The organism is Parafrankia colletiae, from assembly GCF_001854655.1.
Taxonomy (GTDB): Bacteria; Actinomycetota; Actinomycetes; order Frankiales; family Frankiaceae; genus Parafrankia; species Parafrankia colletiae.
The window spans coordinates 1-19,295 of sequence record NZ_MBLM01000172.1 but is presented as its reverse complement, the minus strand read 5'-3'; the positions used below and the strand labels follow the sequence as shown (position 1 = coordinate 19,295).

Below are 19,295 nucleotides of genomic sequence, written 5' to 3'. Positions count from 1 at the left end.
AGGGATGGCACCGAGTGCCATGGTCAGCTACGCTGCCTTACAGCAACCTTGGGTCGCCGCGAGGGTGCGAGGCGTCATCGTGGTGGCACTGGGTGTCATCTCAGGTTACAGTGCTCGCAATTGGACGGAAGGGGCGTCATGGCGCAGGTTGCATCCGATCGGAGTGAGCGCTACGTCGTGGTATCGATCGACAGCCACGTCGGGCCATCGGTCGCCAACCAGTTACGGGACTACTGCGAGGCGCGATATCTCGACGACTTCGATCGCTTCGTCCGGGAGATGGAGAGTCACGGCCTGCTCGCGTGGCGGTCGTCGGAGGCCACGAAACCGGGTGAGGACGAGACCTGGTCTATCGGTCGGTCCCACGCGGAGCTRGGCAAGGAGCAGGCCGCCGAGTTCGRCAGAGTCGCGGGTATCCRCAACGCCGATCAGGTCGACCACCGTTTCCTCCAGCGCAGCTACGAGGCAAGCCTGGTCCCCGGCCTGCAGGACCATGCGGCGCGCATCGCCGACATGGACCGGGCGGGCGTGGCCGCGGCCGTGATCTATCACGGGGGTCTCAACGGCCAGTCCATCCCGTTCTCGACCACCGGCCTGATCTCGTGGGGGGACTCGACCTACAACCACCTTGAGCCCGCCGGTGTCCGGATCTACAACCGCTGGCTGGCGGACTTCGTCTCCGAGGCTCCGGAACGCCATGCCGGCATCGCCCATATCCCGATCTCCGATCCCGAGGCCTGCGTGCGCGAGGTCGAGTGGGCGGCGGCGGCAGGCCTGAAGGGCGTGAACCTGCCAGCCCCTCGCAGCGACCTGCCGATGCTCAACGATCCCGTGTGGGAGCCGCTCTGGGCGGTGTGCGCGGAGACGGGGCTCTCCCTCAACACCCATGGCGGTGGCGGGGAGCACTACCCCTACAAGGGCCCGGGCGCCCAGTCGATGTACATGATGGAGACGACCTGGCGTACCCGCCGCGGGGTGTGGGTGATGGTCCTCGCCGGCGTCTTCGCACGGTACCCCACGCTGAAGCTCGTGATGACCGAGCAGTGGATGGACTGGGCGCCGCAGGTCATGGCGGACATGGACGGCCTCTACTCGGGTCCCGGCGGATCGGCGTTGCGGGCGAGCCTGCCCGAGAAGCCGTCGACGTACGTTCGCCGCAACTGTTTCCTCGGGGCGAGTTTCATGGCGAACTGGGAAGCGAAGTTCGGCGTCGAGAACGATCTTGTGGCGAACGCGATGTGGGGCGACGACTACCCGCATGCCGAAGGCACCTGGCCGCACACCCGGGAATCGATGCGCTCGACGTTCTGGGACATCGCCCCGCATCACGTCAGGCGCTACCTCGGCGAGACGGCGATCGACGTCTATGGGCTCGACGCCGCCAGGCTCCGAGAAGTCGCGGACAGGATCGGTCCCACCCCGGAGGAGATCGCCACCCCTTTCACTCCCCCCGCGGACGAGGCGGTCGGCCTGTACGCGTTCCGCAACGGCCCGGGAATCTTCGCCTGACCGCATTCCACGCTGAGGAGAGTGAGATGACCGCCAAGCTGACGGATTCATCGCCGACACAATGCCGACCGGTGACGGACGAGGAGGTCGAGCACCTCCGCGAGTTCGGTTGGGTGAAGCTGACCGGCTTTATCGACCCGGACTATGTGCGGTCGATGCTCGACCTCGCCCGCGAGACGATGGGAGAGGACGCTGACAGCAACCCCATCTCTCCCGTCCTGGAGGCCGCCGTGGCCGAGGGGAAGCCCGGCCTCACCTACTTCAACGCCCAGCGCAGCTCCGGTATCTCGGACCCCGTCCTGCGCCCGCTTATCCACGAGATCGGCAGGAGCGCGAAGCTCCTTCAGCGGCGGGCCAGCGCGGACGGCGCCGGGGTGGATGTCCGCTACTACTCGGACTTCTTCGTGCCCAAGCTGCCCTCGGCCCGGCAGTCCCGGCACGGCGGGAACGGCGCGACCGCCTATCACCAGGACTTCATCACCTTCGCCGCTGACCGGTCCGGAGGGATGACCTTCTGGATCGCCCTGCAACCCTGCGGGCCGGACGCGGGAACGATGTCGTTCGTCAACGGCTCCCATCGTGCCGGCGTGCTTGGCGACTACACCTGCTACGACGGTGGTGACGCCCTCGATGTGTTCCCCGAGCTGCGCGAGCTTGAGATGTCCGAGCGCATGACCTATGAGCTCGGCGATGTCACCGTGCACACCCACCTGACGATCCACGGCGGCGGGCCGAACCTGACCGATCGGCCGCGATGGGCCTACATCCTCGTGACCCAGCCGGCCGATGCCTGCTGGAACGGCTCACCCTGCCCGAACTTCGACTCGAGCGCTATGACGCCCTGGCAGCGGTTCGGCGGCGAGCGTTTCCCGGTTATCAGCTGAAGGGAATACGGTGATCCCCCCCTCCTTACTGGGCCGAACCTTCATGCAGGTGTGCTGGATGGTTCCAGACCTTCGCGCGGCCATCACGGCGTGGACCGGCTCCGCCGGGGTCGGCCCCTTCTTCTGGTTCGACGGCGTGGCGTTCACCGACGGGCGACACCGCGGAAAGGCCGCCGCGTTCCCGCCGGTCAGCGCCGCGATCGCCTACGCTGGCGACCTGCAGATCGAGCTTGTCTGCCAGGACGACGACCACCCCGGTGTTTTCCGGGACATGTTCCGCGGTGGCGAGTCCGGCCTGCACCATATGGCGGTAACGTGCGCCGACTACGAGGCCGAACGGGACGCCTATCTCGCGACCGGTGCCGAGCTGGCGTTCGAAGGGGTGGCTGGCACGAGCCGCACCTGCTGGATCGACACCACCCCAAGCCTTGGGTTCATGGTCGAACTGTTGGAGCCGAGCCAGACGCGCGACGCCTGGTTCGCGCACATGCGCGCCGCTGCCCGTGCGTGGGATGGATCCAACCCGATCGTGGGGCTGGACTGAGTGGCTTCCCAGGATCCCGCGGCGCCCGAGCGTCCCGCGTCGGAAGCGGCGACGTTTCCGGCGCTACTCGCCGAGATCGTCACACGCCGCGGCGAGCACCCCGCGCTCATCCACGATGCCGACGTTCTCACCTATCGCGCGTTGGAGCGCCGCTCCGCCGACATGGCACGGGCGCTGCTCGCCAGCGGCGTCGGCAAAGGGACGCGGGTCGCGCTGCTCGCGCCCGACAGCGCTCTGTGGCTGACCACCTTCTACGCGGCGTTGCGAATCGGCGCCGTCATCACGCCGATCAGCACTCTGACGACACCACCAGAGCTGGCCCACATCCTCCGGACCAGTGACGCGCAGATCCTGATCGGCGCTCGTCGTTTCCTCCGCCGTGAGTTCGCGGAGAACCTGGTCGCGGCGCTCCCGGCGCTTGAGCGTGGCACCGCCGGAGAGCTGCGGCTGCCTGCGGCCCCACACCTGCGCTCGGTGTGGCTGGACGACGCCGACGGACTCGCGTGGGCGCGGCCGGTCAGCGAGCTGCTCGCCCGCGCCGCCTCGCCCACGGCTCCGGACGATGACCTGCTCGCGGCGGTGGAGGGGACGGTGTCGCCGGCCGACGACGCGTTCGTCGTCTACACGTCCGGTAGCACCGCGACTCCCAAGGCCGTGGTGCACGGGCAGTGGTCGGTGGCGCACCAGCCGCGGGCCTTGGCGCGGTACTTCCTGCTGACGGAGACGGACCGCACTCTGTGCCTGCTCCCCGCCTTCTGGATGGGTGGCATCGCGGCCGCGCTGGAGGTACTGAGCACCGGCGGGACGCTGATCTACCCGCGTTCACCCGACATCACGGACGCCGTCGAGATGATCGAGCGGTACCGCGTCACCTACGTTGTCGTCTGGCACGTGCTGGCGAAGCTGAGAGCGGCCGCGATCGCCCGCGGCATCGACGTCGACGCGATCCGCGGCCTGGGCGCGCCACCGCGCCGGGCGGACGGCGAGCTGATTCCCCCGGGCCTGCGCGCCAACCTGCTCGGGATGTCCGAAAGCTTCTCCATGCACAGCGCCGAGCCCATCAACTGCCGAATGCCTGACGGCAAAGCTGGTTCCTCCGGCCGTGGGGTGAACGGGATCGAGCGGCGGGTCGTCGATCCGGAGACCGGGGTGGAGGTAGCCCCCGGCGAGGTGGGCGAGCTGCAGCTTCGCGGCGGCGCGTTGATGACCGGGCTCTACAAGGTGGACCGTCGGGCGGTCTTCACGCCCGACGGCTTCTACCCGACCCGGGATCTCGTGCGCATAGACGCGGACGGCTACGCCTACTACGTCGGCCGCACCAGAGACATGATCAAGACGAGCTCGGCCAACGTGTCACGCCTGGAGGTGGAGGCGGCGCTGAACGCGCTGCCCGAGGTGGACCTGGCTTTGGTCGCGGGCCTTCCGGACCCGGAGCTGGGCGAGATCGTCGTCGCCGCCGTGGTCCCCGCGCAGGGCACGAGCCCGACGGCCGAGGGCCTGCGGGTCGCGCTGCGTGAGCGGCTGTCGAGCTTCAAGATCCCGCGGCGGGTCGTGCTCATCGCGCACGACGACGTGCCCCGTACCGAGACGGGGAAGGTGCGGCTGGTCGAGCTCAAGGAACTCTTCGCGGCGTGGATCGCGGAGCCGCGCGATGTGGGCCGAGGGGCAGCGCCGGTCCACTGACCATCACCGATCCGAGTTCCCACGAGTCACAGGAGCGAGCACATGGCAGACGCATCGGGGCGCCCGTCCGCCGAGGAGATCGTGCTGTACGAGAAGGATCCGGAAACGCGTATCGCCACGATCACGCTCGACCGTGCCGACGAGCTCAACGCCATGACGATCGACGCCCAGCACCGCTACGCCGATCTTGTCCGGCAGGCTGGCATCGACGACCAGGTGAAGGTTCTGGTGATCCGGGCGAACGGGCCGAACCTGGGCAGCGGTGCCGACTTGCCCGAGTTGATGGACATCATGGCCGGCCGCGGCGACACCACGATGAAACACATCGTGCGAATCCCCGAGGACGCCGACGTCGAGTACCCGCGGACGGGCACCTACCGCTACGGCGCGTCGAACGTGCAGTTCTACACGGACCCGAGTGCCGGGATGCGCAGTCTTCAGGACTTCAAGAAGATCAGTATTCTGGAGGTCCGCGGCTACTGCTACGGCTGGCATTTCTACCAGGCGGCCGACGCCGACATCGTCATTTCCGCCGACAACGCCCTGTTCGGCCATGCCGCATTCCGCTACGCCGGTTTCGCGGCCCGGCAGTGGCAGTGGTGCTCGATGATGGGTATCCGCAAGTTCATGGAGATGGTCTTCACCGGCCGGCCGTTCACCGCCAGGGAGATGTACGACTGCGACTTCGTCAACGCCGTCGTGCCGTTCGACGAACTTGAGGCGATGACCGCGAAGTACGCGCTCGCCTGCTCGCGCTCGCGGCCGACCGACACGGTGTTCGTCCAGAAGACGTTCTTCGAGATCTTCAAGCAGGCGCAGGGCGAGTACATGGGCAGCATCCTGTCGGGGCTGCTGGAGTCGACCGGCCGGCTGCTGCGGCCCGACGGCGACGGGCTCGAGATCAACCGCGAGACGCTGGACCGCGGGCTGACGAACTCCGTTCGCGACAACGACGAGCGTTTCCCGCCCGAGTGGCGCCTCAGTCAGCGTGGCCGCCGCGGCGCTCCGGAGGCGTGAATGGTCGTCCTGACGAACGCTCGCGTCTTCGACGGGCACACCATGCTCCCCGGCAGGGGCTCGGTGGTGGTGGAGGACAACCTCATCAGTGCCGTCAGCGGTGATTCCGGCATCGATGGTCTCGCCCGCGGCGACGTCGTCGACCTAGGCGGCCTGACCGTCCTGCCCGGCCTGATCACCTCACACCTGCACCCGGACTTCTACAAGTTCGACATCTTCGCGGGCGAGAAGCCCGGCAAGGAGCTGCCGCCCGGCGTCATGATGGCGATCGGTGTCCGCACCTGCCGGGTGCTGCTGGAGAGCGGCTTCACCGGCTACGCGGGCGCCGGCTGTGCCCACGACATCGACGCACAGCTCAAGATGGCCATCGCCGAGGACATCATCCCGGGGCCGCGCATCCGCGCCTGTGGGCATCACGTCGGCACCACCGGCGACATGAACAACCGCAGCCGCTGGTGGAAACGCTACGAGACGCCCGGCATCGACCTGGCCGGCGACGGCCCTGATGAGATGCGCAGGATGGTCCGGCAGGAGATCGGCCGTGGCGTGCAGACCATCAAGGTCTTCGCCGGCGCCGGGCACGGCATACCCAGCGCCACCTCGCGGAACATCTCGCGGGATGAACTCGCCGCCATCGTGCGCACCGCGCATGAGCGCGGCGCGAAGGTCCGCGCGCATGTGGCCGACAAGCCAATGATCATGGAATGCCTCGACCTCGGCGTCGACATCATCGACCACGGCGACGAGATCGACCGGGAGTGCGTCGACCGAATGGCCGAGGCCGGCACTTTCTGGGTGCCCAGCCTCGTCTACCTGTGGAGCCTGCTGGAGATCGGCTACGCGGAACGGTTCGGGGTGACACCCGCGATCTACGAGCATGTCCGCCAGATGCTTCCGGTGGCCCAGCAGGCCGGCGTGCCGATCCTGGTGGGGGACGACTACAGCGGCGTGTTCCGCACGATGATCAAGGACGATCCGCTCGACCACCAGGTCGGCAACTACGGCCGGGAGTTCGCCTTCTACTCGGCGATCGACGGCCTCTCGCCGGCCGAGGTGCTCACCTGGGGGACCGGCAACGCCGGGCGGCTTCTGGTCGACCCGCCCGCGAGAGTCGGCGTCATCGCGCCCGGCGCGCTCGCCGACCTGATCGTGGTTGACGGTGACCCGACCACGGATCCGGCGCTGCTCGCCCGGCCCGAGGAGACGCTGAGGGCCGTGATCCAGGACGGCTCCCTGGTCATAGACCGGTTGCCCGCGGGCGCGAAGGCTCCGGCGGCACCGGGACGGGAGGGGGCACTGCGATGACCGGGGCCACACCGACGAAGGTCGCCTTCGTCACCGGCGCCGCTTCGGGCATCGGCCGGGCGGCGGCCGAGGCATTCCTGCGCCGCGGGTTCGCCACCGCGCTCGCCGACCTGAACGATCGGGCGGGGCAGGAGGCCCGCGACGAGCTCAGCGCGCTGGGACCCTGCGTCTACGTCAGCTGTGACGTCACCCAGGACGACAGCGTGCGCCGCGCCGTCGCGGCCACCGTCGCCGCCTATGGCCGGCTCGACGCGGCATTCAACGCCGCGGGCATCGACGGCGAGCAGGGCCGGCTCCTCGCCGAGTCAAGCCTGGAGAACTGGAACCGCGTCATCGCGGTCGATCTGACCGGAATCTGGTCCTGCCTGCGCCACGAGCTGCCCGCGCTGGTCGCGTCAGGTGGCGGGGCGATCGTGAACTGCGCGTCGGTCGCCGGGATCCGGGCGGCTCCGACGGTCTCCGCCTACACCGCCGCCAAGCACGGCGTCGTAGGGCTCACCCGGGTGGCGGCCCGGGAGTACGCCCCGCACGGCGTGCGGGTGAACGCCCTGTGCCCGGGGACGGTCGACACGCCGATGTTCCGGGCGGCGATGTCCGAGGAGACGATCCAGCGCTTGGTGCTGGCCAACCCCTCGGGCCGGGTCGCCGACGCGCGGGAGATCGCCGACACCGCGGTCTGGCTGTGCGCCGACGCGCCGGCGTACCTGACCGGTCAGGCCATCTCCGTGGACGGAGGGGCGGGTGCCTGACCTGCCACGACGCCGCCCAGGACCGAGGCCGTGCACCCGATCGGTGCCATCGGGCGTCATGACGCGCGGTGGCCTTGTCGCAGGGACGTCGCCGCCGGAGGGCCGACGGCAGTGGATGAGCACGAGAGGACCGCGATGCATCGCAACCTGTTAAGCACCTTCGTCATCGACGCCCCCGCGGAGGTCCGGGACCGAACGGTGGCCTTCTGGGCCGCGGCGTTGGGCGCGGAGGCGAAAGCCACCAGGCTTCCCGCCTACCACATCCTCGAGGACGCGGCCCGACCGAACCGGATCGTCGTGCAGGATGTCGGCACCGGCTCGGCCGGCGTCCACTTCGACATCCACACCGACGATCTTGAGGCTGAGGTCAGGCGTCTCGTCGCCTGCGGAGCGACGGTCGTCGACGAGAGCTGGGCGAACCACCCGGGGCGCTGGATGATCATGCGGGACCCGGCCGGGGTGGAGTTCTGCGTGGTGTTCGCGCTGAACGAGCTGCGTCCCCAGGCCGACCGGGACGACTTCGAGCGCCGCGCCAAGGCCGTTGGTTGATTCCGTGATACCGCCCATGGACGACGCTGCTGAGCTGATCCACCTCTGCGCCGTGTACGCGCTCAAGATGTCCCAGGGCGACGTGCACCACATCATGGAGCACGTCTTCACGCCCGACGGCTCCTACTCCGCGTTCGGTGACACCTACGGGCTCGCGGACTGGCCGCGGCTGGTCGAGGCCGCGCCGAAGGGCCTCTTCCTCACCGGAGCACCCGTCCTCGACCTCGACGGTGACACCGGAACGGGCGAGGTACCCCTGCTGTTCATCGACCAGACCAACCACCGGATGCGGATGGGCTGGTACAGCGACACCTACCGCCGGACCGAGGCAGGCTGGCGGCTCGTCACCCGGAAGATGACGTTTCTCCGTCGCCACGGCGGGGCCGACTCGGGCATGCCCCACGACCCGACCCGGCCAGCCCCCACGACGACGGGAACGTCCGCCCCGGACGCGGCCGGCCCGGACTGACCGGCGGGCCGTCGGTCCACTCGTCGGACTCCGCTGCCGAGCCTGGTGCTCGGGCCGGCAGCGGGGCTCGACGGGGTGATCAGGACTTCGGCAGGCCCAGGACGCGGTGGGCGACGATGTTCTTCTGGATCTGGGCCGTTCCCCCCATGACGCTTTGAGCTCTGCTGTACAGGTAGGTCGCGAGCATGCTGGCGCCGAGTTCGTCGTGGGTTCCCTTGGCGATGTCGACGGCCGCGTGCCCCACAGTCTGCTCGACCCGGGTCATGAGGAGCTTGTCGATGGAGCCGTCAGCGCCGTGCGCCAGGCCGTCGAGGCGCTCGGACAGTCGCCGCCTGACCAGGTGCTGGAGCATGTCGGACTCGACGATCGCCCACGCGAGCTCCCGGAACTGTTCCGCGTCATAGCTGTCGGGGTGATCTCGCATGAGCTTCCGCAGCTGCGCCACGGTCTTGCGGTAGCGGCTGGCGTTGCCCAGTTCCTGCGGCTCGCGTTCGTGCGCCAGGATGGTCATCGCGACGGCCCATCCGTCGCCGGGCGTGCCAATCATGTTGGCCACCGGGACGACCGCGGCGTCGAACGTGACCTCCCCGAACTCTCTTGCCACGCCGCTGATCATCTTCAGTGGCCGCTGGGTGATGCCTGCCTGGTCCATGGGGATCGCGAAGGCGGACAGGCCTTGGTGGCCGCGGGTGTCCGGATCGGTGCGGGCCAGCAGCAGGCACCAGTCGGCCACGTCCGAGTAGCTCGTCCAGACCTTGTGGCCGGACACAATGAACTGGTCACCGTCGCGAACGGCCCGGGTGCGCAGGGACGCGAGGTCGGAGCCCGCGTCCGGTTCGCTGAACCCCTGGCACCAGCGAGCCTGCCCGCTGATGAGGTCGGGCAGGAACCGCTCCTTGATGTCGTCGTCCGCGTGCGCGAGGAGCGCCTGGACGAGGTAGCCGAGGTTGGGGCGCGGCGGCGCGTGGGCGGCCGCGAGTTCCTCGTCGACGATCACGTCATAGACGGTCGGCCTGTCGTGGCCCCCGTAGCGGGCCGACCAGGACAGGCCGAAGAAACCGGCTTGGTACAGGGACCGGTGCCATGCGGGCTGTTTCTCCCAGTACTCGTCCGAGGTGGACGACGCGGGCAGATGTGGGTTGTTCTCGGCGAGCCAGGCCCGCAGCCGCTCGCGGAACCGGGCCTCCTCGGGCGAGTCGGCGAAGTCCATCAGAGACGACCTCCCAGGCCGGCATGCTCGAGCACGCGTGCCAGGTTGGGACCGACGCCACCGAGGACATCGGTCGCGAGCAGGGCCCGGCGCAGGTACACATGCGCGAGGCACTCCCAGGTGTTCCCGACGCCGCCGTGCACCTGGACGCAGCTCTCGCAGACCAGCCGTGCCCCGCGCGCGGCGTAGGCCTTGGCGGAGGCGGCGGCCGCGAGGGCGTCCGGCGGGGCGAGCGCATCGACTCCCCACGCCGCGTACAGCAGCGCCGCCCGCGCACCCTCGATCTGGACGAGAGCGTCGGCGAGCAGGTGCGCCACCGCCTGGAAGGAGCCGATCCGCTTCCCGTACTGGACACGCTGCCCGGCGTAGGTCACAGCGAGATCCAGCGCACCCCTCATCGAGCCGACGAGGTCGGCCGTGGTGATCGTGAGAGCGAGGGCGGTCCAGCGTTGATGGTCGGCTTCCCTCAGTGACCCGACTGTCACCGGCTCCGCGTTCGGGATCAGTGCCGTCGGCCGGGTGAGGTCGATCGAGCCTGGTTGCCCGTACAGCCCCATGGAGACGAGGGTGCCGTCCGCGGCGAGGAGCAAGGCCGCCTCGGCGCCGCAGGAGTCGATCGCGAGCGCCGACTCACCCGGCGCCGCCAGGGCAGCGAAGTTGCGGCGGAGCCCGACTGTCTCGCGGACAACGGCCTGCGGAGCTCGCGCGAGACGCCGAAGCTCCATAGCCAGCGTCGGCCCGAGGAACGGCACGTCCGCGAGCCCGCGTCCGAGCTCCTCGGCGACGATGGCCACCTCGATCCCCGAGGCGCTGGGGTCGCCGCTCTCGTCGGGTGCGCGTAACTCCCGCCATCCCGAGATCTCGACGGCCTCGTCGAGCGCGGCCGCCCTCTTCTCGTCGGCGAGATCGGCAACCGCTCGCAAGCCGAGCCGGTCGATCACTTGGCGGGCGGCCTGGTGTAGTGCCCGCTGCTCATCGGTGTATCGAACGTCCATCAGAAGCCGTCAGCCGCGGACTCGCGCCGCTTGGGCTGTGGGTAGCCCGCGGTCACGTGAGGTACGTGTCGAGCGTGGCGTGGAAGTGCCGTATCCGGCTTTCCTGGTAGAGCGCCAGGGTGGTTCTGGCGGCGACTGAGGCGCGCAGCCCACGCTGGATGCGCCCCATCGTGACGCCGTCCTGGTTGAAAACGCGACCGAACACCCCCAGTTCAGGGACGCTGGTCCAGCTTTCGTCATCGCGCAGAACGCGGGTCGGTGCGGGGCTCGGCCGGATGCCGTCCTCGGGCAGCGGTTCCAGGACCATAATATCGATCACACAGGATTCGGGATCGTTGCCGTTGGGGCGGAATCGGTAGGCGAACGAGGTGAGCAGGCCTGCCCAGGGCATGAAGTTCGGAAAGAGAAGGTACTCGATACCGTCGAGGAGCTCCGCGTCACTCACGGCCGAATAGTCGCGCCCGGTGCGTGCGGCCAGCGACTTTCGCACACGCGCAGCAAGGGTGCTCCTCGCGTTCGCGCCCGGTTCGATGGTGACCTCGGCGTCGCGCGATCYCAGCATTCGGCGCACGATGGCGACATCGTCGGGCGGCTCCTCAAGATGGTCGCTACTCACCCCGACAGCAGTGATCATCCGGCTCACGTGTTGCCCGTACACGTCGTACTCGCTCAGCGAGTCCGCGGCGGTGGGAAGCAGCTGCGGGTGCGTCGCCATGGTGTGGTATGCCTCGATGAAAGCCTCCAGGGCCACCTTCCAGTTGCAGGGCATGACACGCACGATGTGAGCCTTGAGGAAGCGGTCCTCCAGCGGCCACTGCTCGAAGTGCCAGGGGAGGGTCTCGAGATACTCCTCAAGCGGCGGCGCGTCACGGTCGATGTTCACGAACACGAACCCCCCCCACGTCGCGACCCTGGCCTGAGGCAGGCAGAAGCTGTCCCGGTCGATATGAGGGAAGTCCCACGCAGAGGGAATCTCGCTGAGCGTCCCATCGAGATTCCAGGTGAATCCGTGGAAGGGGCACCGAATGTTACTCAGGGGACCGCCCTTCGGGCGCAGCTGAGTGCCTCGGTGCAGGCAGGAGTTGTGATACGCCCTGATGTCACCCGGCGCCGCCCGCAGAACGATGAGGGACCAGTCGGCGATGTCGTAGACGATCGAGTCCCCGACCTCGGGGATCTGCTCCTCCCGACAGGCCATCTGCCACACCCGGCCCCAGACCTTCTCGACCTCACGCCGATGGAACTCCGGGCCGAAGTAGCGTGACGGCGCGATGCCTCCCGGCTCCGTGTAACCAGCCGAGACCGCGCGCAGGCTCTCCGGCACCAGGCGCGTCTCCTCATCCAGTAACCGCTGGTAGAAGTGCTGGCCGCGGGCGATCCCATCGGGCACGAGTTCCTGGGATGGCGCGTCTGATGTGGTCACGTTCGTTCCTCCTTCACCTGATTAGGACCCGAGATCGTCACGCCGGCGGGAGCAGCACAGGCAGCAGGCCTCGGTCGACGATCTCCACATACAGCCCGCCGCGCGCACGCAGATAGGTGCACATCGCCGGCCGGTCGTCTCTGGTCGCGATCGACGCCGAGAACGTCCACCCGAGTGCTTCCAGAGCCTCGGTCGCGGCAGCCAGATCGTCGACCCAGTAACCAAGGTGATGGGCATGCCCCGGAGCCGCGGTCGCCCACAGCGTTCCCTCGATGGACTGGACAAGTTCGACGTGGTGCGTGCCCTCACGAGACAGGACATAGGCGGTCGAGACCGAGCGCGTACCCTCCTGGGTGCGCAGTCGCACGGTGGCACCGCCCTCATACCAGGTCACGCCGAGCACGGAGCCGAGTTCCTTCCTGGCGACGACGAGGTCATCGACGACGATGCCAGTGTGAAAAAGATCCGCAGGCTGCAGGATGTTAGGAACGGTGGATTTCACAGGTTCAGCCGACCCTTCACAATAAGAAGGAGCTGCGCATCCTGCACCTTGGTTCCACTGTGATTAAGCGGAATCTCTCCGTCGGCAAAGAAAAGTACCTTCTTGGGCACCTTGTAGCTCGCCAACCGCTCGCGCAGAAACGAGATGATCTCCACTTCCGTGGCGGCCGATCCCTCCTTCAGCTCGACGCAGAGAACTACTATCTGGTCTACGCGGTCGTCCTGGATGCCGATCACGCGTGCGAGTCTGACGGGTTCGAAGGCGTGGAGTTGCAGTTCGATCTCCGCGGGGGAGACGTTCGCGCCACCTGTTTTGATCATCTCTGTGCGGCGACCTGAAAAATAGACATTCCCGTCCTCGTCGTAGAAGCCCAGATCTCCGGTGTGAAAGAAGCCGTCAAGATCGAAGCACTGCGAGCGTGTTCGCTTCACGTATCGTTCCATCAGGGTAGGTCCACGGACGATGAACTCGCCCTGTTCCCTAGCGCCGAGAAGCCGCCCAGTCTCGGAATCGATCACCCGCAACTGGCTTCCCGGAAGCACGCGGCCATAGGAGCCGCCCCGCAGCAGCTCCCGGGGTGTATCGCTCGGAAAACCAGTAAAGAATGACGAGGTCTCCGACATGCCGTAGCCGACAGGCATGTTCCAGGTCACGTCACCGCTGACCGTGGGGTGCCGGGTGAACACCGACTTGCCATAGACTCTGGTACATGACGAGAGATCGGTATCCGGCCAGCGGGGATCCTCAACGAGCGCCCGCGCCTGATGGGCGAAGGCGTGCGGCTCGGTCACCCGTTCTCGTTCGAGGAGCCGCAACGCCTGGCCCGATTCGAAGCGCTCCTRCATGACCCACGTTCCGCCCACGGCTATCGTCGCCCCCATCGCGGCATTGAGGCCCGCGGTCCAGAACAGCGGGAGAGGGCTCCAGACCCGCGTAGCCGAGTTCCGCCCGAAGAGCCTGGCTTGCAACCACCATTGCAGCGCGACCGCCTGATGCGCGTGGAGGACCCCTTTGGGGCGGTCAGTCGTCCCGGAACTGTAGATGATGGTCGCGGCATCGGAAGGGTCGACCTGGGCCCCGACCGCGTCGAGCAGCGCGTCGCTCACCGAGCCTGCGCGATCGAGGAAGCTGTCCCAGCCCTGGAGGCCCGCGGACTCCGTCCCGGGCCCTAACGCCACGGCGTGTCGGAGGAACGGGTAGGAGGGATCCGCGATCGGCCCCGCGCCTGACGCGGCTGGGCAGAGTTCGACGAGGTCGACGGCAAACCGGCGGCGCCCCATTGATGTCTGCGTGAGCAGCACGCCCACGTCGGAGTGAGCCATCAGATAGGACAGCTCAGGCCCGGGTGAGAAGGTCGAGAGGGGCACAGCGACTGCTCCGGCAAGCGCTGCCCCGAACAGCGAGGCCACGGCTTCGGGGCGGTTTCCCATGAGAATCCCGACATGCGTGCCCTTGCTGGTGCCGGACGCGATGAGCGCCTTCGCGACCCGTCGCGCCTGATCGAGGAGATCGCGATAGGTCCAGCGCACCGTATCGCCCGAAAGTGGGTCGTCGAAGACGAGAGCCTCATGATCGGGAAGTGCCGCAGACCGCTCGGTGAGCACCTGGCCCAGAGTGAGCGCACCGACGTCAGGCGCCTCCAGCGACGGCGGGCCACTGAGTGTTCCGGACTCTGACACGCCTGACACTCTAGCCGGAGATGGCACTCGGTGCCATAGTCCTGGCAGTGGCGCGGACTGAGAACCGTGCACCACTGGCACTCGGTGCCAGTAATCGTCTAGTCTCCGCGGCGTAACGATGTTCGATCGCCGGGCTCTGACAAAGCCCGTGCACCGCGGGATGCGAGGAGGAGAACGAGTGAACAGTTTGACCTTCGACGGTGACGTCATCGTGGTGACCGGTGCCGGCGGCGGTATGGGCCGTTGCCACGCGCTCGAGCTCGCACGGCGAGGAGCGCGGGTAGTGGTTAACGACCTCGGTGGCCACCCCTTCGGCGGCGGCGATGACCCCAGTCTCGCGCAGGCCGTCGTCGCCGAGATCCGGGCCGCGGGCGGCGAGGCGGCCGCGAACACCACGTCAGTCGCGACGGCCGAGGGCGCCGCGAGCCTCACCGAGCAGGCCATGGACGAATGGGGTCGGCTGGACGGGGTAGTTGCCAACCACGYCATCCTGCGGGACAAGCCGTTCGACGAGATGACTCTCCAGGACTTCGACGACGTGATTGATGTGAATCTGCGCGGCGTCATGCGGGTCTTCCATCCGGCCTTCAAGGTGATGAAGGCCGGCGGCGGTGGCCGGATCGTTGCGATCACCTCGAGCGCGGGTCTGCTGGGATCGCATGCCCAGGCCAATTACGCGGCCGCGAAGTCCGGACTCCTCGGTTTAACTCGCACCATCGCCCTCGAAGGCGCCGCCCACAACATCAAGGCGAACATCGTCGCGCCAGGTGCGCTCGGCACGCGTATGCACCTCGCGATGGTGGAGGCGGCCACCTTCCACGCCGACTCGAGCGCTGATCTCGTGCGCAACGAGCAGGCGGCAGCGGCCCTCAAGCCGGAACGGGTCAGCCCCATCATCCCCGTCCTCACCCACCCGACCTGCCCCGTTACCGGCGAAGTCCTGTACTCATGGGGTGGCATGTACGGCCGGTTCGGCATCACCCGCAACGCCGGCTGGACGGCGCGCAACGACCTCGCGACCGCGGAGGAAATAGTCAGCCACTGGAAGGAGGTCGTCGACGAAGATTCCGCACGTGACGCGGGACTCGACGCCTTCGCGGGCTGAAGTTGGCCCGTTCCCGTTCACACCTGGGCTCTTTGGGATAATGGCCCCAGGGAGGAGCGTAGGTGCCGAGATCGCAACCGCCGTACACGGAAGAGTTTCGCCGGCAGATGGTGGAGCTTGTTCGAGCTGGCCAATCACCCAAGGCGCTGGCCAAAAAATACGGCCCGTCGGGGCCGTCGATCCGTACGTGGGTCCGCCAGGCCGAACAGGAGGAAGGCGTGCGGGCCGATGAGCTGATCGCCGCGGAACGCGACGAGTTGAAGCGGCTCCGGAAGGAGAACCGGCAGCTCCGGGAGGAACGCGAGATTCTCCGCAAGGCCACAGTTTTCTTCGCGGCGGAGACCGATCAGAAATGAAGTTCGCTCTCATCGATGCGGAGAGAACACACCACGCTGTCTCCGTCCTGGCTCGCGTGCTCGGTGTGTCACGCGAGGGCTACTACGCCTGGCGTCGCCGCAGCGGCCAGTCCGCTCGGAGCGCCGCCGACCAGACCCTGACCACGAAGATCACCGTGGTGCATGCCGCGTCGCGGGAGACATATAGCGCCCCGCGGGTGCACGCCGACCTGGCCGCCACGGGTGTGCGGACCAGCCGCAAGCGCGTCGCCCGGCTGATGAGACAGGCTGGCCTGCAAGGGGGTCACCGCCGTCGGCGGGTCAGTCTGACCCGCCGTGACCGGGCCGCTCACCCGCGACCGGATCTGGTCGGGCGCGACTTCACCGCCCCGGCCCGAATCGGGTCTGGACCGCGGATGTCTCCTAGTAGGACGGTTCCCAGTAGAGCAACGCTCGCCGCGGCGAGCACTGTGTCGACGTCTCACCAGCCACAAAGCACCATAACCATCGGGAGGTACCTCCACCATGACGGGCATCCCGCTCGATGTACGGGTAGCGCCGCCCGCGATCGCCGGCCCATGGTCTCGCCACGAGCCGGAGCGCGCCATCGAGCAGGAGCGCCTACACCGCAAGCAGCGGCTCGCCGGCGCGTACCGGATCTCGGCCAACTCGGCTACGGCGAGGGCATCACCGGACACACCACCGCTCGTGACTCCGACCTGACCGACCGCTTCTGGGTGGACCGGTTCAGCGCAGACTTTCGGCAGATCACCGTCTTGAGCCTGCTACTGGTCAACGCTGAGGGCGACATCGTCGAGGGCCAGCCGCCGCTGAACACCGCAGTGTTCGCGATAGATTCGGAGGTCCACGCGGCCCGACCGGACGTGGTCGCCGCGGCGCACGCTCACTCCCTCTATGGTAAGAAGGCCCTGTCCGCGCTCGGTGAGCCGCTACACTCGATCACGCAGGACGCGTGCGCATTCCACCAAAACCACGCGATCTTCGACACTTCACGGGCGTGGGGTCTTCAGTACCGGCGAGAGCCGACGCATCGCCACCGCTCTCGGCACGAAAAAGCTCGCAATCCTCGCCAACCACGGGCTGCTGACCGTGGGCACGACCGTGGAATCGGCAGCCTACTGGTACATCGCGGCTGCGTGCGTGGCCCAGACTCAGCTTGTCACGCAGGCGGCCGGGAAGCTCCGGTAGCTGTTCGACGACGATACGAAGCGCACCGGCTGGCAGGTCGGCGGCCGAGACCCTGGACCGCTGGTCGTTCGAAGCGCTCCAGATCATTATCGACGAGCAACCAGACCTCTTGAATAGAGACCATCGGATGCCGCTGACATGGATCGGGTCGGGTTCCCCTCGAAATTCTATCCAGCTTCGGTTCACGGATATGAGAATCTCAACAGGTCGGTGCCRCAGTGACAGATGACGGTCAGATCATTTAGCGGTACGAATGTATTCGACCATCCCCGGAGTGAATATCGGCCATCGGCGAATCGTTCCACCCGCCCACCTCAATGAAATTCTGTTATCAGCGGGTCGCGCGTGTCGCGGGCGAATTCGCACCTGCCGGCGGATTGCCGGCTGGACTTGAACCTTAAGAGAAGGGCTGCATGTGAGCAGGTGCGCGCACGTCTTCCCTACTGCATGAGCGGAAGCTCGCGGTCGAAGAGTCCGTTCTCGTGAAGGCAGCCACGAACCCATACCCGGCGCGACACCTGCGCGTTCGCCAAACATCCGTTCGATCGACGAGACTGGAGAAGAACGTGACACCAAAATGGCAGCAGACCGACCACCCGGTTCACCCACAGGCCTTGCGTTTCACCAAAAATATCCGTTCGATAGCTTTATTGGGCGTCGTCACGGTAGCGCTCGCCGTCACTGCGTGCGGCTCTGACGACGGCGGTCAAACGGCACCATCTGGCATTGACGCGGACGTGGCCGAGCTGCTCGGGCCGGCTGCGCCCGCGCAGGGCCAGCCGGTACGGATCGGTCTGGTAACAGATGGTGAAAGCGCGATCACGGACACCTCCGTCGAGCCTGCGGCCGCAGACGCCACCGTCGCATACCTGAACGAGCACAAGGCCGGGATCGCAGGTCGGCCGATCGAGTTAGTGAAGTGCGAGACGCTGGCGGACCCGGCCAGGGGCACCGACTGCGGGAACCGGATGATCGAAGAGAACGTCGTCGCCGTGCTGTTGGGTAACTCGGCGGTCTCGGAGAGCGTTTGGGAGCCGCTCCACGCGGCGGGCGTGCCCGTCATGATCTTCGCGGCCAGTGGTGCCGACCTCTTAGCCGACACGCAGTCAACCTTCGTCCTGACGGACGCGAACTTCGGCGTGGTTACATTGCCGCTACGACTCGCGGAGCAGAGCGGTGCCACGAAGGTCAGCTCGGTCGTCATCAACGTACCCGCCGCACTGAACCTCGTTCAAAACGTCGCTCCTCCGTTGTACGAGGCGGCGGGCATCGATTTCGAACTCGTCGCGATCGCGCCTGGGACAGCGGACATGACGCCGGAAATGCAGGCGGTCATCGATGGGGGCGCCGACCTGGTCTTCATGATCGGGAATGATGCGTTCTGCATAAGCGCGATGAACGGACTACATGCCGTCGGGTACGAGGGAGAGATTAGCGCCATTTCCCAGTGCCTGACCGACGCGACCCGTGAGGCCGTACCAGAGAACGTGCTCGAAGGGACGGTCGTATCCGCCTCGGCACCGGTCGGGCTCGACAATTCGTCGACCCGGATTTACGGCGCCGTAGTGGCGACCTACGGCGATGACATCGACACGAGTCAGACGCTCGGAATTAGCATGTTCACAACGGTTTCCGCCTTCCAAACAGGCACGGAAGGTATCGTAGGTGAGGTTACTTCGGAATCCATCATAGACGCGCTCAAAGCGATGCCTGAGCTTGACTTGCCTGGCGTGGAGGGCTTGCGATTCCGCTGCAACGGTAATGCCGTTCCCGACTCGCCGGCGACCTGCGTGCGCGGCGGTCTCGTGACCACACTCGACGCCCACGGCCAGCCTGCCGAATACGAAGCGCTCGGCGTCAGTCCGATCGAGGACTGAACTGCACCAGCGATAGATCAATCCGTCGCCAGCCGCGGTCACTACCGTGATCGGGAGTGTCCGATCAACGGTCGGGTAGCCCGAGGGATGTCTCTATGGCCTTGTCAAGCGGCGCGGGCCTGGTCGGGTGCGGGTTTCGGATTGATCGGCGGTAGGGCTTGCGGCCGCGGATCATGGCGTAGAGGACGTCGACGCGGCGGCGGGCGAGGCAGATCAGGGTGGCGTTGTGCCGTTTGCCCTCGGTGCGTTTG

19 protein-coding genes and 3 pseudogenes are annotated in these 19,295 nt (G+C 67.3%); 16 read left to right on the top strand and 6 right to left on the bottom strand.

What is annotated here, in order from left to right:
- The first annotated feature begins 177 nt into the window (after window positions 1-177).
- The 9 genes from CC117_RS32110 (at window position 178) to CC117_RS32070 (ending at window position 8,709) form a co-directional block, all read left to right on the top strand.
- Complete coding sequence (locus tag CC117_RS32110) at window positions 178-1,509, top strand: amidohydrolase family protein (protein ID WP_206744827.1); 1,332 nt, start codon at window positions 178-180, stop codon at window positions 1,507-1,509.
- 26 nt (window positions 1,510-1,535) lie between these two features.
- Window positions 1,536-2,393 (top strand): phytanoyl-CoA dioxygenase family protein, encoded by an 858-nt coding sequence (locus tag CC117_RS32105; RefSeq protein ID WP_071091664.1) that lies wholly within the window; start codon window positions 1,536-1,538, stop codon window positions 2,391-2,393.
- A gap of 43 nt (window positions 2,394-2,436) precedes the next feature.
- Window positions 2,437-2,937: a VOC family protein gene (locus tag CC117_RS32100; RefSeq protein WP_071091661.1), complete on the top strand. Its 501-nt coding sequence runs from the start codon at window positions 2,437-2,439 to the stop codon at window positions 2,935-2,937.
- Complete coding sequence (locus CC117_RS32095) at window positions 2,938-4,620, top strand: class I adenylate-forming enzyme family protein (RefSeq protein ID WP_084133100.1); 1,683 nt, start codon at window positions 2,938-2,940, stop codon at window positions 4,618-4,620. It abuts the gene before it with no gap.
- A 42-nt stretch (window positions 4,621-4,662) separates the two neighbouring features.
- Window positions 4,663-5,637, top strand: a complete 975-nt coding sequence (locus tag CC117_RS32090) for an enoyl-CoA hydratase/isomerase family protein (RefSeq protein ID WP_071091658.1) — start codon at window positions 4,663-4,665, stop codon at window positions 5,635-5,637.
- The gene (locus CC117_RS32085) at window positions 5,638-6,942 is read left to right on the top strand and encodes an amidohydrolase family protein (protein ID WP_071091655.1); all 1,305 of its coding nucleotides are present in this window, start codon (window positions 5,638-5,640) and stop codon (window positions 6,940-6,942) included.
- The gene (locus tag CC117_RS32080) at window positions 6,939-7,691 is read left to right on the top strand and encodes an SDR family oxidoreductase (protein ID WP_071091652.1); all 753 of its coding nucleotides are present in this window, start codon (window positions 6,939-6,941) and stop codon (window positions 7,689-7,691) included. The genes CC117_RS32085 and CC117_RS32080 overlap by 4 nt, the downstream gene beginning before the upstream one ends.
- Window positions 7,692-7,826: 135 nt before the next feature.
- The gene (locus tag CC117_RS32075) at window positions 7,827-8,240 is read left to right on the top strand and encodes a VOC family protein (protein WP_071091684.1); all 414 of its coding nucleotides are present in this window, start codon (window positions 7,827-7,829) and stop codon (window positions 8,238-8,240) included.
- Window positions 8,241-8,256: 16 nt separating this feature from the next.
- Window positions 8,257-8,709: a nuclear transport factor 2 family protein gene (locus tag CC117_RS32070; RefSeq protein ID WP_071091649.1), complete on the top strand. Its 453-nt coding sequence runs from the start codon at window positions 8,257-8,259 to the stop codon at window positions 8,707-8,709.
- 79 nt (window positions 8,710-8,788) lie between these two features.
- Here the strand turns inward: CC117_RS32070 and CC117_RS32065 are convergent, their stop codons facing one another.
- The 5 genes from CC117_RS32065 to CC117_RS32045 are packed head-to-tail and all read right to left on the bottom strand — an operon-like array spanning window position 8,789 to window position 14,518.
- The gene (locus CC117_RS32065) at window positions 8,789-9,919 is read right to left on the bottom strand and encodes an acyl-CoA dehydrogenase family protein (RefSeq protein WP_071091646.1); all 1,131 of its coding nucleotides are present in this window, start codon (window positions 9,917-9,919) and stop codon (window positions 8,789-8,791) included.
- Window positions 9,919-10,914 carry an acyl-CoA dehydrogenase family protein gene (locus CC117_RS32060; protein ID WP_084133098.1) on the bottom strand — a complete coding sequence of 332 codons (996 nt, stop codon included), beginning with the start codon at window positions 10,912-10,914 and terminating at the stop codon, window positions 9,919-9,921. The genes CC117_RS32065 and CC117_RS32060 overlap by 1 nt, the downstream gene beginning before the upstream one ends.
- Before the next feature lie 52 nt (window positions 10,915-10,966).
- Window positions 10,967-12,337 carry an aromatic ring-hydroxylating oxygenase subunit alpha gene (locus CC117_RS32055; protein ID WP_131803171.1) on the bottom strand — a complete coding sequence of 457 codons (1,371 nt, stop codon included), beginning with the start codon at window positions 12,335-12,337 and terminating at the stop codon, window positions 10,967-10,969.
- A 37-nt stretch (window positions 12,338-12,374) separates the two neighbouring features.
- Complete coding sequence (locus CC117_RS32050) at window positions 12,375-12,839, bottom strand: VOC family protein (RefSeq protein WP_071091639.1); 465 nt, start codon at window positions 12,837-12,839, stop codon at window positions 12,375-12,377.
- Window positions 12,836-14,518 (bottom strand): class I adenylate-forming enzyme family protein, encoded by a 1,683-nt coding sequence (locus CC117_RS32045; protein ID WP_157905488.1) that lies wholly within the window; start codon window positions 14,516-14,518, stop codon window positions 12,836-12,838. The genes CC117_RS32050 and CC117_RS32045 overlap by 4 nt, the downstream gene beginning before the upstream one ends.
- 187 nt (window positions 14,519-14,705) lie before the next feature.
- Between CC117_RS32045 and CC117_RS32040 the strand changes: the two genes are divergently transcribed.
- The 7 genes and pseudogenes from CC117_RS32040 to CC117_RS32030 all read left to right on the top strand — a co-directional run bounded on the left by CC117_RS32040 (window position 14,706) and on the right by CC117_RS32030 (window position 19,044).
- A complete protein-coding gene (locus CC117_RS32040) occupies window positions 14,706-15,623 on the top strand; it encodes an SDR family NAD(P)-dependent oxidoreductase (protein ID WP_157905487.1) in 918 nt (305 codons plus the stop codon).
- 62 nt (window positions 15,624-15,685) lie between these two features.
- Window positions 15,686-15,979, top strand: a complete 294-nt coding sequence (locus CC117_RS32035) for a transposase (protein WP_071091631.1) — start codon at window positions 15,686-15,688, stop codon at window positions 15,977-15,979.
- Window positions 15,976-16,266: pseudogene (locus CC117_RS40780) on the top strand (IS3 family transposase); the annotation flags it as partial. The gene CC117_RS32035 and the pseudogene CC117_RS40780, both read left to right, overlap by 4 nt.
- A 217-nt stretch (window positions 16,267-16,483) precedes the next feature.
- On the top strand, window positions 16,484-16,681 hold the full coding sequence (locus CC117_RS39610; RefSeq protein ID WP_241830605.1) for a hypothetical protein: 198 nt from the start codon (window positions 16,484-16,486) through the stop codon (window positions 16,679-16,681).
- Window positions 16,645-16,899: pseudogene (locus CC117_RS39890) on the top strand (class II aldolase/adducin family protein); the annotation flags it as partial. The gene CC117_RS39610 and the pseudogene CC117_RS39890, both read left to right, overlap by 37 nt.
- Window positions 16,874-17,167, top strand: coding sequence for a class II aldolase/adducin family protein (locus CC117_RS39885; RefSeq protein WP_256385439.1), 294 nt, complete (start codon window positions 16,874-16,876; stop codon window positions 17,165-17,167). The pseudogene CC117_RS39890 and the gene CC117_RS39885, both read left to right, overlap by 26 nt.
- A 566-nt stretch (window positions 17,168-17,733) precedes the next feature.
- Window positions 17,734-19,044, top strand: coding sequence for an ABC transporter substrate-binding protein (locus CC117_RS32030; RefSeq protein WP_157905486.1), 1,311 nt, complete (start codon window positions 17,734-17,736; stop codon window positions 19,042-19,044).
- A gap of 64 nt (window positions 19,045-19,108) precedes the next feature.
- On the opposite strand, the pseudogene CC117_RS35590 reads toward CC117_RS32030, so the two are convergent.
- Window positions 19,109-19,295: pseudogene (locus CC117_RS35590) on the bottom strand (hypothetical protein); the annotation flags it as partial.

What these genes read in the sequence shown, in the direction of transcription:
- CC117_RS32105 (WP_071091664.1), top strand. Translation starts at nt 1,536, where the DNA reads ATGACCGCCAAGCTGACGGATTCATCGCCGACACAATGCCGACCGGTG.
- CC117_RS32100 (WP_071091661.1), top strand. Translation starts at nt 2,437, where the DNA reads ATGCAGGTGTGCTGGATGGTTCCAGACCTTCGCGCGGCCATCACGGCG.
- CC117_RS32090 (WP_071091658.1), top strand. Translation starts at nt 4,663, where the DNA reads ATGGCAGACGCATCGGGGCGCCCGTCCGCCGAGGAGATCGTGCTGTAC.
- CC117_RS32085 (WP_071091655.1), top strand. Translation starts at nt 5,638, where the DNA reads ATGGTCGTCCTGACGAACGCTCGCGTCTTCGACGGGCACACCATGCTC.
- CC117_RS32080 (WP_071091652.1), top strand. Translation starts at nt 6,939, where the DNA reads ATGACCGGGGCCACACCGACGAAGGTCGCCTTCGTCACCGGCGCCGCT.
- CC117_RS32075 (WP_071091684.1), top strand. Translation starts at nt 7,827, where the DNA reads ATGCATCGCAACCTGTTAAGCACCTTCGTCATCGACGCCCCCGCGGAG.
- CC117_RS32070 (WP_071091649.1), top strand. Translation starts at nt 8,257, where the DNA reads ATGGACGACGCTGCTGAGCTGATCCACCTCTGCGCCGTGTACGCGCTC.
- CC117_RS32065 (WP_071091646.1), bottom strand. Translation starts at nt 9,919, where the DNA reads ATGGACTTCGCCGACTCGCCCGAGGAGGCCCGGTTCCGCGAGCGGCTG.
- CC117_RS32060 (WP_084133098.1), bottom strand. Translation starts at nt 10,914, where the DNA reads ATGGACGTTCGATACACCGATGAGCAGCGGGCACTACACCAGGCCGCC.
- CC117_RS39610 (WP_241830605.1), top strand. Translation starts at nt 16,484, where the DNA reads ATGACGGGCATCCCGCTCGATGTACGGGTAGCGCCGCCCGCGATCGCC.
- CC117_RS39885 (WP_256385439.1), top strand. Translation starts at nt 16,874, where the DNA reads ATGGTAAGAAGGCCCTGTCCGCGCTCGGTGAGCCGCTACACTCGATCA.